Here is a 15,258-nt window from a genome sequence, read left to right on the forward strand (position 1 = left end):
TTTTAGAATTGAGGGGATTGAAAAGGGGGTTTGATCTGAATCAAGGAAATTGTGGAATTTGTTTTTTCTGCTGAATTTTTTCTCAATTCTAGTTATGAATTCAGAAGCAACTTCATTTCGTAAATCCCAAATGTCGCCTAATCGATACTCAAATACCCTTGAGTCATTTTTTTCAAGGCTTGCTGTTACAGCACCAATAGGAAAGAAGGATTGTTTGTTCAGCACTACTACATGGGGTGTAGCGCCGCATTTATCGCAAGCAACGTTAGGGTCATCAAGAAGATTGCCGCATTCTAAACAAATAATATCCATTTTTGCTATCCAAGAACTGAGTGATATTAAATTTTTATAAACTTTATCAAAACGCTAACGCGTACGCAAAAATTATCGTAACCTGTTAAGAGTGGTTTCTACGCCACAGACTTAAAACGAGTCGAAAACCTCGCCACGACGGGGTTTTGTCATATTTGAGACTGCCTAAAGGTGGCCTTTTCCATATCCGCGCCACGCTCGGCGCAATTCAACCACAGAGCCCTTCAGGGGTGAGCCATAGGGAACGGTCGGTGTGACAGTCTCTGTGGGCTGATCGTTCCTGATGGCCTTTGAAAGAGTGAATTTTTTCATAGGTGCTATAGTTAATGTGGCATTCGATAATGCTCTCGATACATAAAATACTGGGTGGGGATACACCTACATCGCAGAGAAAACTGCATGACCCATGACCAGCTGCTCATTGCTGGTCTTTTTATTCCGCCATTAGCTCAACTTGAAAGAGCACGGAGCTTCTACCTCTGTGGTTCGGGGTTCGAATCCTCGATGGCGGACCAGTGTCCAGTTCGTTAAGCGAGGAAGTTTCTCAACTCTGATTTATGCGCTATTTTTTTATTGTGGTGAATCCCCCTATGCGGAGGGGCGTTCCAGCAGTTACCTGAAAAGGAAACCTCTCAGACGCGGGAATGTTTGCTGGAGTAATTCTCACCGGGAGGCACCCGGCACCACGATAACAATAATATCGAATTGATAATTCCTTGAGAGCCTGCTTTAAACAGCAGGTTTTTTTTGCTCGTTTCCCGAAGTTACGGCTACGCTAAAGAAGAAGGGGATATATCCGCTGGCAGGTGGTTCTCCTGAACCATCAGTGAATCGGCCTCGATACCCGGACGTCACTACCTGTCTTTCGGATGATCTCCTTTCTACCTTCTTGTGATAATCATCACTTTAGCCTGCTCTCGCGAGCGGGCTTTTTTTATTCCCCTCAAATTTCCTGAGAGGGATCACAGCAATAAGAGGGGGCTTAATGTCCGATCCATTAACCGGCACCGGCGCTGTTCTCGGCGGCGGCCTGCTGGGTTCAGTCCTGTACGGCGTCTTTACTCATACAGATTTTGGTGTGGTGTTCGGGGCGTTTGGTGGTGCGGTGTTCTACGTCGCGACAGCCACAAACCTGTCCCGCGCCCGACTGGCAGCATATTTCCTGACGTCGTTTATCGTTGGGGTGCTTGGGGCGGGACTTATTGGCTCACTGCTAAATGCAGCTTCGCACTATGAAAAACCGCTGGATGCTCTGGGTGCAGTGATTCTGTCTGCCATGTGTATAAAAATCCTCACTTATCTTAACAACCAGGACCTGAACAACGTGTTCAAGTTTTTCTCGCGGCTACGTGGGGGAGGGGGAAATGGTAATTGACCCGTCAGCAGTCTTTAATGCGTTTATTTGTGCGGCCATCGTCATCGTGCTGATGTTTTACCAGCGACATGGCGCCCGGCATCGCCCCTTTATTTCTGTCCTGGCGTATATAACCGTGCTGGTTTACGCCGCGATCCCCTTGCAGTTCATCTTCGGCCTTTATCGTGATTCCAGCTGGCTGGTGGTGGTCGCAAACATTCTTATCTTCGCCGCCATCCTGAAGGTTCGTGGAAATATGGCGCGGCTGGTTGATCGTCTGAGGCACTAATGGACCAAACACAATTTCAGAAGGCGGCTGGCATCAGCGCCGGGTTAGCTGCGCGCTGGTTTCAGCCAATCAGTGATGCGATGGCGGAGTTCGGAATTACCAAGCCGGTAGATCAGGCGATGTTCATTGCTCAGACAGGGCATGAGTCAGCAGACTTTACCGCGCTGGTGGAGAGCTTTAACTACCGCATTGCAGGGCTGGTTAACTTCATTCGCGCAGGCCGCCTCACTGCTGATCAGGCTAACGCTCTTGGCCGCCGTCCAGAAGAACGCACATTACCGATTGAGCGCCAGCGTGCCATTGCCAACCTGGTATACAGCAAACGCATGGGTAATAACGCAGCCGGTGACGGCTGGTTATATCGTGGGCGCGGTTTAATCCAGATTACGGGCCTGAATAACTATCGTGAATGCGGTAATGGACTGAAGGTTGATCTGGTGAAGAACCCTGACCTGCTGGCAGAAGATGTTTATGCAGCCAGAAGCGCGGCGTGGTTCTTCGCTACTAAGGGATGCCTGAAGTATTCCGGTGACCTGATGCAGGTGACGAAGATTATCAACGGCGGAACGAACGGCCTGGAAGATCGCCGTGCTCGTTTCGGAAAAGCAAAAACCGTACTGGTGTGAGGTTGAGATGGGTCTTGAAACAATCATTGGCATTGCTGCACTGGTCATGGCTGCCATCGCTGGTGCTTTTGGTATTGGCCATTCTCGCGGCACCAGCAAAGCAGAAGCGAAAGCTGATCAGCAGCGCACCGAAGAGAAAGCCGTTGCCACTGAAGCAGTAGCCGAACGCCGGGTAGAAGCAACCAAAGAGGCCAGCAATGTACAGCAGACTGTTAACCGCATGCCTGATGACGATGTTGATCGCGAGTTGCGGGACAACTGGACCCGTAAGGGTTGAGGTTGTGGACACGGCTTGCGACTGGGTTAAACCCATCTACGGCACAGCGCACGACTGGGATGTGCTGGATCGCCAGACCAAGAAAGACATCCTGGCGCATAACAAAGCGTGGCAGAAGAACTGCCAGAAACCAAAATTAGCGAGGTCCAAGTGATCGCAACCATCGGAACAATTCTTGTTTGGACTCTAATCGTTGTTGCGGCAGCCGCTGGGCTGTTTTTCGCATTCATCGGCTTTATGTTTTTTATCAGCTGGCCGAAGTGACACTGAGTGTTAGTCATTACAAAGCTCACCTGCTGGTGGGCTTGATAATGGTTATCACCACCAGGGGATAAGGTAACGATTATCTCCCACAGAGTATTAATTCTATTCGGGACAAGATTTAGAGAGAATAAGCATTTAGTAAGGAGGACGTTATGACTTTAGCTGAACGCGTAAAGAGAATTGAGAGCGAATTAAAAGATTTTAAATCGCAAATCAATTCTGGTGCCGACTCTAAGAAAACAGCAAAAGCAATGCCCTTATCCAGTCTTGCAAAAGAGGGAGGTATCCCTGGTGGGTTATTTAAAAAAAGTTAACTCAAATACTTGATTGGAAAAGTCCATCGTAAGAGCACCCATTCTAATCAGTTGCATTCCGAAAACGACCTGGAATTTTCTCCCGTTTCTTATCAATGGTACTGAAGTCAGTTCTGTTGAAAAAACTCTTTCGTCTTCAGTGAACGATATTACCGCGTGTCGAACTGTAGTTTCTATTGTTGAGGTGGCTCCGCTTACAGTTGTTTTTTCCGCGACTGGGAGTTTTAATTCGTCAGCAAAGTCTGAATCTACATAGCAAAGATCTGCTCCGGTATCTATAAGTGCGTAGGCACCAGCCTTCAATCCATTTGGTTTATAAACGTTTATATCTTTTGGGCTACTTGGCCATACTGTCAAAGGAACTACGGGAATTGCATGTTCCTTTGGAGTATCCGATACCGATCCATCATTAGGAGAAATAAACTTAATTTTAACTTTAGTAATCATCCTTTTTCCTTTGAAGAGTTATTCAGCCAGTCCTCCTCATTGAGTGAATCAGTGTCCCACCACTGACGGGCTGAATGCATACCTTAACCAGGGTTAAAGCAAAGCAACACCCTGATATTCAGACAGTAGCCACCATTGTGCGGCTTTTTATGCGCATCGCACGCGCACATCAAAGAAAGTCTTTCAGCTGTGAGCCTGGGCAAACCGTTAACTTTCGGCGGCTTTGCCGTGCGACAGGCTCACGTCTAAAAGGAAATATCATGTCTCAGACATATCAAATTTGTGAAGCAACAGTAACGCTCCCGTCTTTAGGAACCATCACTACTGACGGCCCCGGAAACCAGATTAAGCATGGAGATAAATGCCGTGTGCATCTTTATGCCGTTAAACCTGACTGGCACTCCGGGACTATCTTTGAGGGCTTCAACGTTGGGGCTATCTGCTTTACCGGTTACACAGACTCACCATTCAAACGTTCTCAAAAAATCATGATGCCAGACGGTTTTAAATTAGTGGCACTGCGAGTGGATGATGACGGAGTGCCAACGTCATGGGAAAGCCTGCCAGTGCAGTTTTCCGGCGGACTCATCAGCCTGAACGATGCCGATGGAGCTATCAGAGCAAGGATTGGCAAGATTGATGGCGCAGAGCCCTTAATCAAGGATACCGCAATTGGTAATAGCATTGTTTCTGCGAACTATAGCGTAAATCTGAATATCAACAATAATGGCAAACAGCACGCTGCGGGTATGGCTATTGAAGTTGAAGATGGCCAGAGCACCGTTGAGTTTATGGCTGATCGCTATACGGTGCATGAAGCCGCTCAATCAGCCAGCAATAATGAAAAGACGACATTCAATGTTGGTTTGTCTTTTGGTGGCTTCCCTGGAGCAATTAGTCATGATAAGGCTAATCCCGCTGATGGTAATAATGCCACCAAAACCAGCCTCAATGATGAGATGTGCGAAGCCATTATCTCCGCCGTACGCGAAAGCGATTTGTTCGCAGCCCTCCAGGCAAAGATTGATGCGCAAACAGCTTCAGTAGTTGGCTTGCAACAGGCGATGCACGAAGCGGTGAACGATGCTCTTCGCAATGCGCTCAAGCCAGGCAGCATCCTCTGGAATACACGGTCGCGTGGAATCTGACGGGAGGTTTTATGCAGGTCACTATTGATGGTGTCCCATACGCTCCCGCCAGCGTCGTTTCATCCCGGATCGGCATTGCCATTTCGACACATCAGCGCGCAGACGTTTTAAAACGTTCTCTCGAACAGCATCTGAGGCACCTGCCAGCCGGCGCGCTGGTGGTGGTAGTCGATGATGGTTCAAAACCTGCCGCAGTAGTGCCTGACGGCGTAAAGCTGATTAGCCATGATGAATCACTCGGCATCGTTGCTTCGAAGAACGCCAGTTTAACCACGCTTATGGACGCCGGGTGTGAACACCTTTTTTTGTGGGACGACGATGCCTTTCCGATTGCTGATAATTGGCACCTGCCTTACATCGAATCACCCGAACCGCACCTGGCTTACCAGTTCCTCGATCTGGCAGGGACGAATAAGCTTAAGGATATGGCGGTCATGTACCGGGATGATAAGCACATCGCTTACACCGGGCAGCGCGGCGTGATGCTGTATTACCACCGCAGCGCCATTGAGAAGGTGGGCGGATTCGACCCGGTTTATGGTCGCGGCATGTACGAGCACAGCGACCTCGCCCTGCGGATTCATAACGCTGGCCTCACGACGTGGGCTTACGCTGATATCGTCGGTTCAGAAAAGCTAATTCATTCTCTTGATGAGCATGAGGCTGTGGAGCGTTCGGTACCGAAGCCAGACCGACAGTCGCTGGTGGAGCGTAACGTTAAAATCCACAACGAACGGCGTGATGCCGGGTTTACCGGTTACGTTGAATATCGGCGTCAGCGCGACGTGGTTATCACTACGTTACTGACAAGCCAGCCTGACCCTCAGCGCGGCACGAAAATGACGGCCTCACCTGACATGCTGACCAAGTGGGCGGCCTCGCTTCGGAATTGTGGACGTATTGCGCTGGTGGATGAATTACTGACGGCCCCGGCAGATGTTGAGCTGTATCTCGTACCTGACGTGAAGATGAATGTCTACTTTCGTCGCTGGCTGCACATCTGGCAGCACCTGCGAGATCACCCTGAATACCGGTTCGTCTGGTGTACTGATGGTACCGATGTCGAAATGCTTCGCGCGCCGTGGGAAGAAATGGAACCCGGGAAGGTGTATGTCGGTTCTGAACCGAAGACCTACGCCGACACCTGGGCAAAGCAGAATCATCCGGAGCGCATCTATCAGGAGTTTATTGAAGAACACCGCAACGATGTGATGCTTAACGCTGGGCTGCTGGGTGGTACTCGCGCTGATGTAATGGCGTTCGCCCACGGCATCATCCGTCTTTACTACCGGATCGAGAGTTATCGTTTCTGGAAGAAAGAACAGGCTGGCGCTGCGGTGGGGGATATGATCGCTTTTGGCATTGTCGCTAAGTCTTTTGGCGATCGAATTGTCACCGGCCCCCGCATCCACACAGTTTTTAAGACTGATGGTGTCGGTAGAGAGTGTGCGTGGTTTCGCCATAAATAGTTTGAAAAATAAATCAAGGTCGCTTCGGCGGCCTTTTTTATTGGTTGCGAGATATGCACATGACTAAAAAATGTTCCGTGAATGACTGCGATAATAGTTCTGAAAAAAGAGGGATGTGCGGAAAGCACTATTTCAGATGGCGGAAATACGGTGATCCGTTGGTTGTGAGGAACACAGTTTATAGCTCGCCACAGGAAGCAATTAAGGCCAGGACAAAGATTGAAGGCGAATGCCAGGTATGGACCGGAGCAAAGTTAAAAACAGGTTACGGCAGCATACGAACTGGCGGTAAGGCATTACGTGTGCATCGCTTTGTTTGGGAATCCGTGAACGGTCCTGTTCCTGATGGTATGGATGTCGATCATATTTGTCGCAACAGGCTCTGCTGCAATATCAATCACCTCAGGTTGGCCAGCAGAAGCGAGAACAATCAGAACCTCGGCGGCGCTAAGAAAAATAGTAAAACCGGAGTACTCGGGGTTACTTATCTGAATCGCGGCAACAGGCGCTGGCTCGCGCAAGTTAAGCTCAATGGCAAGTTTGTTCTAAGGAAAACATTCGTGTCACTTGAAGAAGCCAGGGACGCAGCTGTCGCTGCCAGACTTGAGCACTTCACACACAATGAGGCTGACAGATGTTGATCGCTATCGTGGCCCACCACTCTCGCCGAGACATGGCTAATGACTTAGCGAGTAAGCTTGAGGCTGACAGTATCTTCATGGATGAACATAGCGCTGGTGCAAATGCAAACCATCTTCGCGCTCTAAGTTGGGCCGCTGAACAGTCAGATAGGGTGATTATCATCGAAGAGGATGCATTACCCGTTGATGGTTTTCGTGATAAGGCTCAGGACTGGCTGGCTCGCTTTCCTGACGACATGCTGAGCTTTTATCTCGGTACCGGGCGGCCTCCACAATATCAAATGCAGATTGCTGAGCGGCTAATCGTGGCTGATAAGACACGCGCTGATTACATCACGCTGTCGAGACTCATTCATGGCGTTTGCTATAGCGTCCCGCCTGAGCATGTGCATCGCGTGCTATCCCGTTGGGATAACAGCAAGCCCGCCGATTACGCTGTGGGTGATGCATGGGGTGGCTCAGTGATCTATCCGTGTTACTCGCTAGTGGACCATGCAGATGGTGAACCGGTTGAGCGTCACCATGACTCAGCGCCACGCACAGAACGCCGTCGGGCGTGGAGGTTGCATGTCTAAGCTAAGAACGTTAAAGCCACGCCTGAAAGCCATTGATACGCGACGCATCAAGCCGATCTACGGTGAGCAGCGCCGGATAAGTGGAAGTGCAAGGGTGAGTTTGAAGCGCCGTATCTATGCGCGTGACAGTGGTCGCTGCTGTATGTGTAATCGGGTTGTTGATTTGACTGACAGTGAACTCGACCACCGTATCGCGCTTCAGTTCGGAGGCGATAACTCGGAGCACAACCTGTGGACGCTCTGCACTGAATGTCATGCAGGTAAGTCTGCACGTGAAGCCGCTACTGGTCAGCCTGATGAACAAGCCCTGAAGCATAAGGTGCATGATGGCGATCAGGAATCAGGGTTTGTAGGGCTCTGAGGCCTGCCAACCCCGGGGGGGGGATCATCCAGAGTAAACATCGATCGCCCTGGACACCGCGCCCCCTCTCATTCGCAGAAAAAATCCCCCTCTGGAGGGTGTAAACATGTTAACAGCGCAGAAGCGGAAATATGCTCTCGCGCTGATGTCCGGGATGTCTCAGAAGGATGCGGCAATAAAGGCGGGATATTCTGAAAAATCCGCGCGTTCCAAGGGGTCGCAGCTTGCTAAAGACCCGGAGGTCATCGCGTTTATTGAGCGGAAAAAACGAGAAAAAGTTGAGGTGGATGACGAACCTGCGTATCGCAGGAATGTTTATACCCCAGCAGTAAACACTCCTGAAGAAAAACGACCTCCTGCGGCATCGTCCGCCGGTGAGTATGAAGACCCTCTCGACTTCCTGAAATCGGTTATGAACAACGTTGGTTACGAAATCGAAACCAGGAAAGATGCTGCAAAGGCCATGCTGCCTTATATGCATCAGAAGAAAGGTGAGGGCGGTAAGAAGGATGCAAAAGCTGAGGCTGCCAAAAAAGCGGCCAATAAGTTCGCAATTCAGCAGCCGCCGAAACTGGTGGTTAACAATCGCGGGAATACATGATGCCGGAGTGGACAACTGCCTGCCCTGACTGGGCGGAGCGCCTGAAGAAAGGCCAGTCTATTATTCCTGCCCCGATTTACCCGGAGCAGGCTGAAATAGCCCTGAACGTTTTCAGGCAACTGAAAATCGTTGATGCTCCAGGATCGCCAACTTTCGGTGAGTCCTGCGCACAGTGGGTTTTCGATCTCGTTGCCGCGCTGTTCGGCTCCTATGATGCCGAAACCGGCCGCAGACACATTACAGAAGTGTTTGTACTGATCCCCAAAAAAAACTCCAAGTCTACGCTGGCCGCCGGGATAATGATGACGGCCTTGCTGCTCAACTGGCGTCAGGCTGCCGGGTACACCATCATCGCCCCGACTGTAGAGGTGGCGACAAACGCCTTTAACCCGGCGCGCGATATGGTAAAGCGGGATGATGATCTGGATGACCTCTGTCAGGTGCAGACACACATCAGGACCATCACCCACAGGGGAACGGACACGACGCTGAAAGTGGTGGCCGCCGACCCCAACACCGTTTCTGGGATTAAATCTGTCGGCACGCTCATTGACGAGTTGTGGCTTTTTGGTAAGCAACATAACTCCGAAGATATGCTGCGTGAGGCAGTCGGTGGCATGGCATCACGACCTGAAGGCTTTGTGATGTATACAACCACGCAGTCCAACGAACCGCCAGCTGGCGTGTTTAAGAAAAAGTTACAGTACGCCCGTGACGTTCGCGACGGAAAAATTCACGACCCGCATTTTCTTCCGGTGATATTTGAGCATCCACCGGAAATGATTGCCAGCGGAGAGCATCTTCTTCTGGATAACCTCGCGATGGTTAACCCCAACCTGGGTTACTCCGTTGACGAGCAGTTTCTTTACCGCGAATACAACAAAGCGAAAGAGGCCGGGGAAGAAGACTTCCGTGGCTTTATGTCCAAGCACGCCAACGTTGAAATCGGTCTCGCCCTGCGCGCTGACAGATGGGCAGGGGCGGATTTCTGGGAGCAACAGGCAAGGCGCGTCACTTTTGACGATATTCTTCGCCGCTCTGAGGTGGTCACAGTTGGTATTGATGGCGGTGGTCTCGATGACCTTCTTGGCCTGGCCGTTATCGGGCGCGATCGCCAGACTCGCGAATGGTTATGCTGGTGCCATGCATGGGCACATACCATCGCCCTGGAAAGGCGAAAGAGCGAAATTTCAAAATTAAAGGATTTTGAGAGGGCCGGTGACCTGACGATCGTTAAGCGGGTGGGCGAGGATGTTGAGCAGGTTGCAGAGTATGTCAGCCGGATTTATGAAGCCGAACTGCTGGACAAAATCGGGATTGACCCTTCTGAGGTCGGGCAAATTCTTGATGCGCTCAGTGAGGCAGGCATTCCTGATGAGGCTGTAACCGGGGTCAGCCAGGGCTGGAAACTCGGCGGCGCCATTAAGACTACCGAGCGAAAGCTGGCTGAAGGTGTTCTGCTTCATGGTGGTCAGCTTCTGATGGCATGGTGCGTAGGCAACGCCCGTGTGGAGCCGAAAGGTAACGCCATACTCATCACCAAACAGGCCAGCGGGAAGGGGAAAATTGACCCTCTTATGGCCACATTCAACGCCGTTACGTTAATGGCACTTAACCCCGAACCGGTCAAAAAAGACTACCAGGTATTTTTCGTTTAACACACACGTCAGTTAATGGCCCGCGCATGCGGGTTTTTTCATTTCTGGAGGCCAGCAAATGACGCTTAAACGCGCCTGCACCCTCATGACGGTGAAGTCGGTAAATGAGGATGAGCGGATTATCACCGGCATCGCCTCAACACCGTCTCCCGATCGTGACGGTGACATTATGGAGCCGGAGGGGGCGAAATTCCGCAGCGATACGCCGTTCCTCTGGCAGCACGACCGCTCTCAGCCTATTGGCACCTGCACGCCAAAAATGGTGAAAGAGGGGTTGCAGATCACAGCAAAGCTCGTGAAACCAACCCCTGACATGCCATCCCAGTTAATCGCACGTCTTGATGAAGCGTGGGCTTCGATTAAGGCGGGGCTGGTACGCGGCCTGTCGATTGGGTTCCGCCCAATTGAGTATTCCTTCCTGGATGAAGGCGGTATTCGCTTTTTGTCCTGGGACCTGCTTGAGGTCTCGGCGGTGACCATTCCGGCCAATGCCGAATGCTCCATCCAGACCGTTAAATCTTTCGATCGCCAGTTTCTCGCCGCGTCAGGCAATGAGAAACCGGTAGTGAAAACTTCTAAAACCGCTGGCGCTACAGCACCCAAAACCAAAAAAGGAAACATTTCGATGAATATCGCAGAACAAATCAAGAGCTTTGAAGCGAAGCGTGCAGCGCTGGCCGCATCACTTGATGAAGTGATGTCAAAGGCGGCTGAAGAGGGACGCACCCTGGACGCTGAAGAAGAAGAGAGCTACGACAACACATCCGCAGAAATTAAATCAGTTGATGCGCACCTCAAACGACTGCGCGACATGGAAAGCAATCTGGCATCGACTGCAAAACCGGTATCTAAAGCTGCTGGTGGCGAATTCACCACCGTGAAGACAAACGCGCCGGGGATCATTCGCGTTGAGCAAAATCTGGAGAAAGGTATCGCCTTTGCCCGTTTTGCCAAGGCACTGGCGGCGGCAAACGGCAGCCGTTCTGAAGCGCTGGAAATTGCACGTAAGCAGTACCCGGATGATGCGAAACTTCACCATGTGCTGAAAGCCGCTGTTGGTGCTGGCACAACGACCGATCCTCAGTGGGCTGGTGCGCTGGTGGAGTATCAGGAATACGCAAATGATTTTGTTGAATTCCTCCGCCCGCAGACCATTATCGGTCGTTTCGGTCAGGGTGGTATTCCTGCACTGCGTCAGGTCCCGTTCAACATTCGTATTCCGGCACAAACTTCCGGCGGATCTGCAAGCTGGGTAGGTCAGGGTAAGGCCAAGCCGCTGACCAAATTCGACTTTGAGTCCATCACGTTCAGCTTCGCCAAAGTCGCAGCCATTGCGGTGCTGACCGATGAGCTGATCCGGTTCTCCAATCCGGCAGCTGATGCACTGGTGCGTAATGCGCTGGCAGAAGCGGTCATTGCACGCCTGGATACGGACTTCATTAACCCGGCGAAAGCCGAAGTTGCTAACGTCTCTCCGGCCTCAATTACCAACGGTATTGTGGCTGTTCCATCAACCGGCGATCCGGATGCAGATGCTGAAGCGGCATTCGCTCAGTTTGTCTCCAATAACCTCCAGCCAACTGGCGGCGTGTGGATCATGTCCAGCACCAACGCGTTGGCGCTGTCCATGAAGAAAAATGCTCTGGGCCAGAAAATGTATCCGGAAATGACCCTGCTTGGCGGCACATTCCAGGGGCTTCCGGCTATCGTTTCGCAGTACGCCGGAAGCAATCTTACCCTGCTGAACGCGCCGGATATTTATCTGGCTGACGACGGTGGTGTGGCAGTGGATATGTCACGTGAAGCCTCTCTGGAAATGGAAAGCGATCCTACTGGCGACAGCGTCAGCCCAACCGGAACGGAGCTGGTTTCCATGTTCCAGACGAACAGCGTGGCTATCCGTGCCGAGCGCTGGATCAACTGGAAGCGTCGCCGCACGGCAGCGGTGGCGGTTATTTCTGGTGTGAACTACGGCTCTAACCAGGGAAGCTAACGCGAAAGGAGGGCGGGGGAAACCCCGCCATATTGCATGGCAAAAATCAGATATCTGCAACGCACACATGACTCTGTTACGGGAGATGTAAAGACCGTGGACGATCGGTGCGCAAGGGTGCTGGTGCTGCTTGGCAAGGCTGAATATTTCACCGAGGTAACTACCAGGGTGAGGAAGAATAAGCGTAGAGCGGAGAACGGCTAATGTGGAATCCTTTCCGAAGAAAAGAGGGGCAAGTCAAAAATCTACAGCAGCCTGTTGTCAACCGAGGGGGCTGGACACCGATGTTCAGTTATGTCCACGAACCCTACGCCGGGGCCTGGCAGCAGAATATGGAAATTAAGCCCAAAACGGTTCTCTCCTATTATGCTGTGTTTTCCTGCATATCTCTGATCGCAAGTGATATCGCTAAAATGCCTCCGCGCCTGATGAAACAGGATTCAAATGGCGTTCGGAGGGAAATTAAAACCGGAAAGATAGCCTCGCTGTATTCCAGGCCAAATGCCTTTCAGAACCGCATCCAGTTCTTTGAGCACTGGCTGAATTCCAAGCTGTGCGAAGGTAATACCGTTGCGCTCAAGATCCGGAACAATCGCGGCGAGATAACCGAGCTGAGGCTGCTGGACTGGAACAAGGTTACGCCGCTGGTAGCTGATGATGGCTCTGTCTTCTACCAGATCAATCCGGATAACATGGCCGGTATTGAATCATCTGTGACTGTACCGGCACGAGAGGTTATTCACGATCGGTTCAACTGTCTGTTCCATCCCCTTATTGGTCTTTCCCCGATTTATGCTGCTGGTCTGGCTGCAATGCAGGGTCACCATATTCAGGAAAGCTCAGCGTACTTTTTCCGCAATGGCGGGAAACCCAGCGGTGTTATCGAGGTTCCGGGCTCGATTACGGAAGAGAACGCCAGGAAGATCCAAAAAAACTGGGACACTGGTTATACCGGGGAAAATGCGGGTAAAACCGCCATTCTGAGCAATGGTGCGAAATATGTTCCCCGGACGGTCTCAGCTGCTGATGCACAAACTGTCGAACAGCTTCGCATGACCGCGCAGATTGTCTGTTCAGTATTTCACGTGCCTGCTTATAAGGTTGGAATCGGTGAACTGCCAACGCATGACAACATCGAGGCGCAGGATCAGCAGTATTACTCACAGTGTCTTCAGTCCCTGATTGAGTCCATCGAATTGCTGCTGGATGAAGCGTTTGAACTTGAGGGTGATACAGGGACTGAGTTTGATGTTAATGCGCTGCTGCGTATGGACAGCGAACGCCGTATCAAATCACTCGGCGAGGGTGTGAAAAATACCATTCTGACGCCAAATGAGGCGCGACGGAGTGAAAACCTTCCGCCCTTACCCGGCGGCGACGCACTGTATCTTCAGCAGCAGAACTTCAGTCTTGAAGCGCTGGCGCGCCGTGATGCTTCGGATGACCCGTTTGCCAAATCCGGCGCCGGCAGCCGTACCACATCTGACGATGCGAACGGGAAATCCATGTCGGAATCTGAACTGACAGCGGCAAAAGCCATGCTGAGAGGATTGTTAACCAAATGAATGAACGTGAACTTTCCCTTATCAGGGCTCTTGGAGAGGAATTTTCCCTTGCGCTTGGCGAGCTTCGTGAGTCTTTCAGAAAAAGCCTCAGTGACTATCAGCAGACAACGGAAGAGCACCTTACCAGGCTCTCTCTTGAGGTTGCGTCCCTGAAGGATACACCGGCACCTGACTTTACCAAGCTGCTGGCTGATGCAGTGGCATCCCTTCCGGTTCCTGAGACTCCTGAATTGCCGGATATCGGCGCTATGGTCAGCGAAGCGGTCGCTGCTATCCCGGCACCGCAGGACGGTAAAAGTGTCACGGTCGACGATATTACCCCCGTTTTACAGGAACTGGTCAGCAATGCCGTGGCAGAGATACCTGTACCAAAGGACGGTAAAGACTTTGATCCCGCCATGCTTAAACAGGCAGTTGAAGAAGCTGTCAGCGAGGCGGTAGCCGCCATCCCGGTACCGCGTGACGGTAAAAGTGTCACGACTGAAGACGTCCAGCCGATGATTCAGGAGCTGGTTTCAGCATCCATTCCGGAGCCGCCAGATGTGAAATCGCTGGTTAATGAGGCGATTGCAGCTCTGCCCGCAGCAGAGCCGGGTAAAGATGGAGAAAATGGCCGGGACGCCCTGTCGCTGGAGATTCTACCTTTCATTGATGAGGGGAAAAGTTATCCACGTGGCAGCTATGCCACGCATAACGGTGGCCTGTGGCGCGCTTACGAGAAAACCCATGGTATGCGTGGCTGGGAGTGTCTTGTTGATGGTGTGGCGGGTATTGATATTCAGCAATCTGAGCAGCGTTGCTTCACCCTGACGGTTAACCGCACCAGTGGCGCCAGCGAAACCAAATCCTTTGACGTGCCTGTGATGATTTATCAGGGCGTATTCAAATCCGGTCAGGAATATCTGCCTGGCGACACAGTTACATGGGGCGGTTCGCTCTGGCACTGCGACGAGCAGACCCAGGACAAGCCTGGTGAGGCAGGTTCGAAAGGCTGGACGCTGGCTGCCAAGCGTGGCCGAGACGGGAGGGGATACTCATGATTGAACTCGTCACCCTTGAAGAGGTTAAAGAACACTGTCGTATCGATGGCGATTACAGCGACAACGATTTGGCCGGGAAGATCAGGGCGGCCAGTTCCGCGATTATTCGTTTTTGTCAGGGCAGCAGGGACAAAATCGTAGATGCCAATAACCGGCCGCTGGAAAGTGAAGAATATTCGCTGGCAAAAGAGGCGACATTGCGTCTTGTTACCAAGCTCTACCGCGATCCTGATGGCACGACCATGAGGGACTTAAAGCAGGGGGAGCTTCCATTTGATGTGACCATGCTTATCTGGGATCTCCGCTTACCCACCATTATTTGAA

18 protein-coding genes, 1 tRNA gene and 1 pseudogene are annotated in these 15,258 nt (G+C 51.5%); 18 read left to right on the forward strand and 2 right to left on the reverse strand.

What is annotated here, in order from left to right; genetic code table 11:
* Positions 1 to 312: pseudogene (locus ACNQ0W_RS21585) on the reverse strand (hypothetical protein); the annotation flags it as partial.
* Positions 313 to 750: 438 nt separating this feature from the next.
* Between ACNQ0W_RS21585 and ACNQ0W_RS21590 the strand changes: the two are divergent.
* From ACNQ0W_RS21590 to ACNQ0W_RS21620, 7 genes are all read left to right on the forward strand, one after another.
* Positions 751 to 827 (forward strand) — tRNA-Arg (locus ACNQ0W_RS21590).
* A gap of 470 nt (positions 828 to 1,297) precedes the next feature.
* A complete protein-coding gene (locus tag ACNQ0W_RS21595; RefSeq protein WP_116330069.1) occupies positions 1,298 to 1,687 on the forward strand; it encodes a phage holin family protein in 390 nt (129 codons plus the stop codon).
* Complete coding sequence (locus tag ACNQ0W_RS21600; RefSeq protein WP_017384386.1) at positions 1,677 to 1,955, forward strand: phage holin family protein; 279 nt, start codon at positions 1,677 to 1,679, stop codon at positions 1,953 to 1,955. The genes ACNQ0W_RS21595 and ACNQ0W_RS21600 overlap by 11 nt, the downstream gene beginning before the upstream one ends.
* Complete coding sequence (locus tag ACNQ0W_RS21605; protein WP_116330070.1) at positions 1,955 to 2,581, forward strand: glycoside hydrolase family 19 protein; 627 nt, start codon at positions 1,955 to 1,957, stop codon at positions 2,579 to 2,581. Before ACNQ0W_RS21600 ends, ACNQ0W_RS21605 begins: the two co-directional genes overlap by 1 nt.
* 7 nt (positions 2,582 to 2,588) lie before the next feature.
* Positions 2,589 to 2,858: a hypothetical protein gene (locus ACNQ0W_RS21610; protein WP_116330071.1), complete on the forward strand. Its 270-nt coding sequence runs from the start codon at positions 2,589 to 2,591 to the stop codon at positions 2,856 to 2,858.
* A 4-nt stretch (positions 2,859 to 2,862) separates the two neighbouring features.
* Complete coding sequence (locus ACNQ0W_RS21615) at positions 2,863 to 3,012, forward strand: hypothetical protein (RefSeq protein WP_240324877.1); 150 nt, start codon at positions 2,863 to 2,865, stop codon at positions 3,010 to 3,012.
* Positions 3,013 to 3,274: 262 nt separating this feature from the next.
* Positions 3,275 to 3,436: a hypothetical protein gene (locus ACNQ0W_RS21620; RefSeq protein WP_162875885.1), complete on the forward strand. Its 162-nt coding sequence runs from the start codon at positions 3,275 to 3,277 to the stop codon at positions 3,434 to 3,436.
* Here the strand turns inward: ACNQ0W_RS21620 and ACNQ0W_RS21625 are convergent.
* Positions 3,419 to 3,883 (reverse strand): retropepsin-like aspartic protease, encoded by a 465-nt coding sequence (locus ACNQ0W_RS21625; protein WP_116330073.1) that lies wholly within the window; start codon positions 3,881 to 3,883, stop codon positions 3,419 to 3,421. The genes ACNQ0W_RS21620 and ACNQ0W_RS21625 overlap by 18 nt on opposite strands.
* Before the next feature lie 260 nt (positions 3,884 to 4,143).
* On the opposite strand from ACNQ0W_RS21625, the gene ACNQ0W_RS21630 reads away from it, so the two are divergent.
* From ACNQ0W_RS21630 to ACNQ0W_RS21680, 11 genes are all read left to right on the forward strand, one after another.
* Positions 4,144 to 5,031, forward strand: a complete 888-nt coding sequence (locus ACNQ0W_RS21630; RefSeq protein ID WP_240324878.1) for a phage tail tip fiber protein — start codon at positions 4,144 to 4,146, stop codon at positions 5,029 to 5,031.
* Positions 5,032 to 5,042: 11 nt separating this feature from the next.
* Positions 5,043 to 6,500, forward strand: coding sequence for a glycosyltransferase family 2 protein (locus ACNQ0W_RS21635; RefSeq protein WP_116330074.1), 1,458 nt, complete (start codon positions 5,043 to 5,045; stop codon positions 6,498 to 6,500).
* A 59-nt stretch (positions 6,501 to 6,559) separates the two neighbouring features.
* Positions 6,560 to 7,141 (forward strand): HNH endonuclease signature motif containing protein, encoded by a 582-nt coding sequence (locus ACNQ0W_RS21640; RefSeq protein WP_162270596.1) that lies wholly within the window; start codon positions 6,560 to 6,562, stop codon positions 7,139 to 7,141.
* Entirely contained in the window at positions 7,135 to 7,716 is a 582-nt protein-coding gene (locus ACNQ0W_RS21645; protein ID WP_116330075.1) for a hypothetical protein, read from the forward strand. Before ACNQ0W_RS21640 ends, ACNQ0W_RS21645 begins: the two co-directional genes overlap by 7 nt.
* On the forward strand, positions 7,709 to 8,077 hold the full coding sequence (locus ACNQ0W_RS21650) for an HNH endonuclease (protein ID WP_116330076.1): 369 nt from the start codon (positions 7,709 to 7,711) through the stop codon (positions 8,075 to 8,077). The genes ACNQ0W_RS21645 and ACNQ0W_RS21650 overlap by 8 nt, the downstream gene beginning before the upstream one ends.
* Before the next feature lie 106 nt (positions 8,078 to 8,183).
* Entirely contained in the window at positions 8,184 to 8,678 is a 495-nt protein-coding gene (locus ACNQ0W_RS21655; protein ID WP_000954404.1) for a terminase small subunit, read from the forward strand.
* The gene (locus ACNQ0W_RS21660) at positions 8,675 to 10,336 is read left to right on the forward strand and encodes a terminase large subunit (RefSeq protein WP_116330077.1); all 1,662 of its coding nucleotides are present in this window, start codon (positions 8,675 to 8,677) and stop codon (positions 10,334 to 10,336) included. Before ACNQ0W_RS21655 ends, ACNQ0W_RS21660 begins: the two co-directional genes overlap by 4 nt.
* Positions 10,337 to 10,394: 58 nt before the next feature.
* Entirely contained in the window at positions 10,395 to 12,329 is a 1,935-nt protein-coding gene (locus tag ACNQ0W_RS21665) for a phage major capsid protein (RefSeq protein WP_049019489.1), read from the forward strand.
* Between the two features lie 203 nt (positions 12,330 to 12,532).
* Positions 12,533 to 13,894: a phage portal protein gene (locus ACNQ0W_RS21670; RefSeq protein WP_059585480.1), complete on the forward strand. Its 1,362-nt coding sequence runs from the start codon at positions 12,533 to 12,535 to the stop codon at positions 13,892 to 13,894.
* The gene (locus tag ACNQ0W_RS21675; protein WP_116330078.1) at positions 13,891 to 14,934 is read left to right on the forward strand and encodes a phage gp6-like head-tail connector protein; all 1,044 of its coding nucleotides are present in this window, start codon (positions 13,891 to 13,893) and stop codon (positions 14,932 to 14,934) included. Before ACNQ0W_RS21670 ends, ACNQ0W_RS21675 begins: the two co-directional genes overlap by 4 nt.
* Entirely contained in the window at positions 14,931 to 15,257 is a 327-nt protein-coding gene (locus ACNQ0W_RS21680; protein ID WP_116330079.1) for a head-tail connector protein, read from the forward strand. The genes ACNQ0W_RS21675 and ACNQ0W_RS21680 overlap by 4 nt, the downstream gene beginning before the upstream one ends.
* Position 15,258 lies beyond the last annotated feature (1 nt).

The organism is Enterobacter cloacae complex sp. 6730903 (genome assembly GCF_048283985.1).
GTDB classification, from domain to species: Bacteria; Pseudomonadota; Gammaproteobacteria; order Enterobacterales; family Enterobacteriaceae; genus Enterobacter; species Enterobacter hormaechei_C.

What these genes read in the sequence shown, in the direction of transcription:
- ACNQ0W_RS21620 (WP_162875885.1), top strand. Translation starts at nt 3,275, where the DNA reads ATGACTTTAGCTGAACGCGTAAAGAGAATTGAGAGCGAATTAAAAGAT.
- ACNQ0W_RS21635 (WP_116330074.1), top strand. Translation starts at nt 5,043, where the DNA reads ATGCAGGTCACTATTGATGGTGTCCCATACGCTCCCGCCAGCGTCGTT.
- ACNQ0W_RS21600 (WP_017384386.1), top strand. Translation starts at nt 1,677, where the DNA reads ATGGTAATTGACCCGTCAGCAGTCTTTAATGCGTTTATTTGTGCGGCC.
- ACNQ0W_RS21610 (WP_116330071.1), top strand. Translation starts at nt 2,589, where the DNA reads ATGGGTCTTGAAACAATCATTGGCATTGCTGCACTGGTCATGGCTGCC.
- ACNQ0W_RS21605 (WP_116330070.1), top strand. Translation starts at nt 1,955, where the DNA reads ATGGACCAAACACAATTTCAGAAGGCGGCTGGCATCAGCGCCGGGTTA.
- ACNQ0W_RS21655 (WP_000954404.1), top strand. Translation starts at nt 8,184, where the DNA reads ATGTTAACAGCGCAGAAGCGGAAATATGCTCTCGCGCTGATGTCCGGG.
- ACNQ0W_RS21595 (WP_116330069.1), top strand. Translation starts at nt 1,298, where the DNA reads ATGTCCGATCCATTAACCGGCACCGGCGCTGTTCTCGGCGGCGGCCTG.
- ACNQ0W_RS21640 (WP_162270596.1), top strand. Translation starts at nt 6,560, where the DNA reads ATGACTAAAAAATGTTCCGTGAATGACTGCGATAATAGTTCTGAAAAA.
- ACNQ0W_RS21630 (WP_240324878.1), top strand. Translation starts at nt 4,144, where the DNA reads ATGTCTCAGACATATCAAATTTGTGAAGCAACAGTAACGCTCCCGTCT.
- ACNQ0W_RS21650 (WP_116330076.1), top strand. Translation starts at nt 7,709, where the DNA reads ATGTCTAAGCTAAGAACGTTAAAGCCACGCCTGAAAGCCATTGATACG.
- ACNQ0W_RS21670 (WP_059585480.1), top strand. Translation starts at nt 12,533, where the DNA reads ATGTGGAATCCTTTCCGAAGAAAAGAGGGGCAAGTCAAAAATCTACAG.
- ACNQ0W_RS21625 (WP_116330073.1), bottom strand. Translation starts at nt 3,883, where the DNA reads ATGATTACTAAAGTTAAAATTAAGTTTATTTCTCCTAATGATGGATCG.
- ACNQ0W_RS21660 (WP_116330077.1), top strand. Translation starts at nt 8,675, where the DNA reads ATGATGCCGGAGTGGACAACTGCCTGCCCTGACTGGGCGGAGCGCCTG.
- ACNQ0W_RS21675 (WP_116330078.1), top strand. Translation starts at nt 13,891, where the DNA reads ATGAATGAACGTGAACTTTCCCTTATCAGGGCTCTTGGAGAGGAATTT.
- ACNQ0W_RS21665 (WP_049019489.1), top strand. Translation starts at nt 10,395, where the DNA reads ATGACGCTTAAACGCGCCTGCACCCTCATGACGGTGAAGTCGGTAAAT.
- ACNQ0W_RS21680 (WP_116330079.1), top strand. Translation starts at nt 14,931, where the DNA reads ATGATTGAACTCGTCACCCTTGAAGAGGTTAAAGAACACTGTCGTATC.
- ACNQ0W_RS21645 (WP_116330075.1), top strand. Translation starts at nt 7,135, where the DNA reads ATGTTGATCGCTATCGTGGCCCACCACTCTCGCCGAGACATGGCTAAT.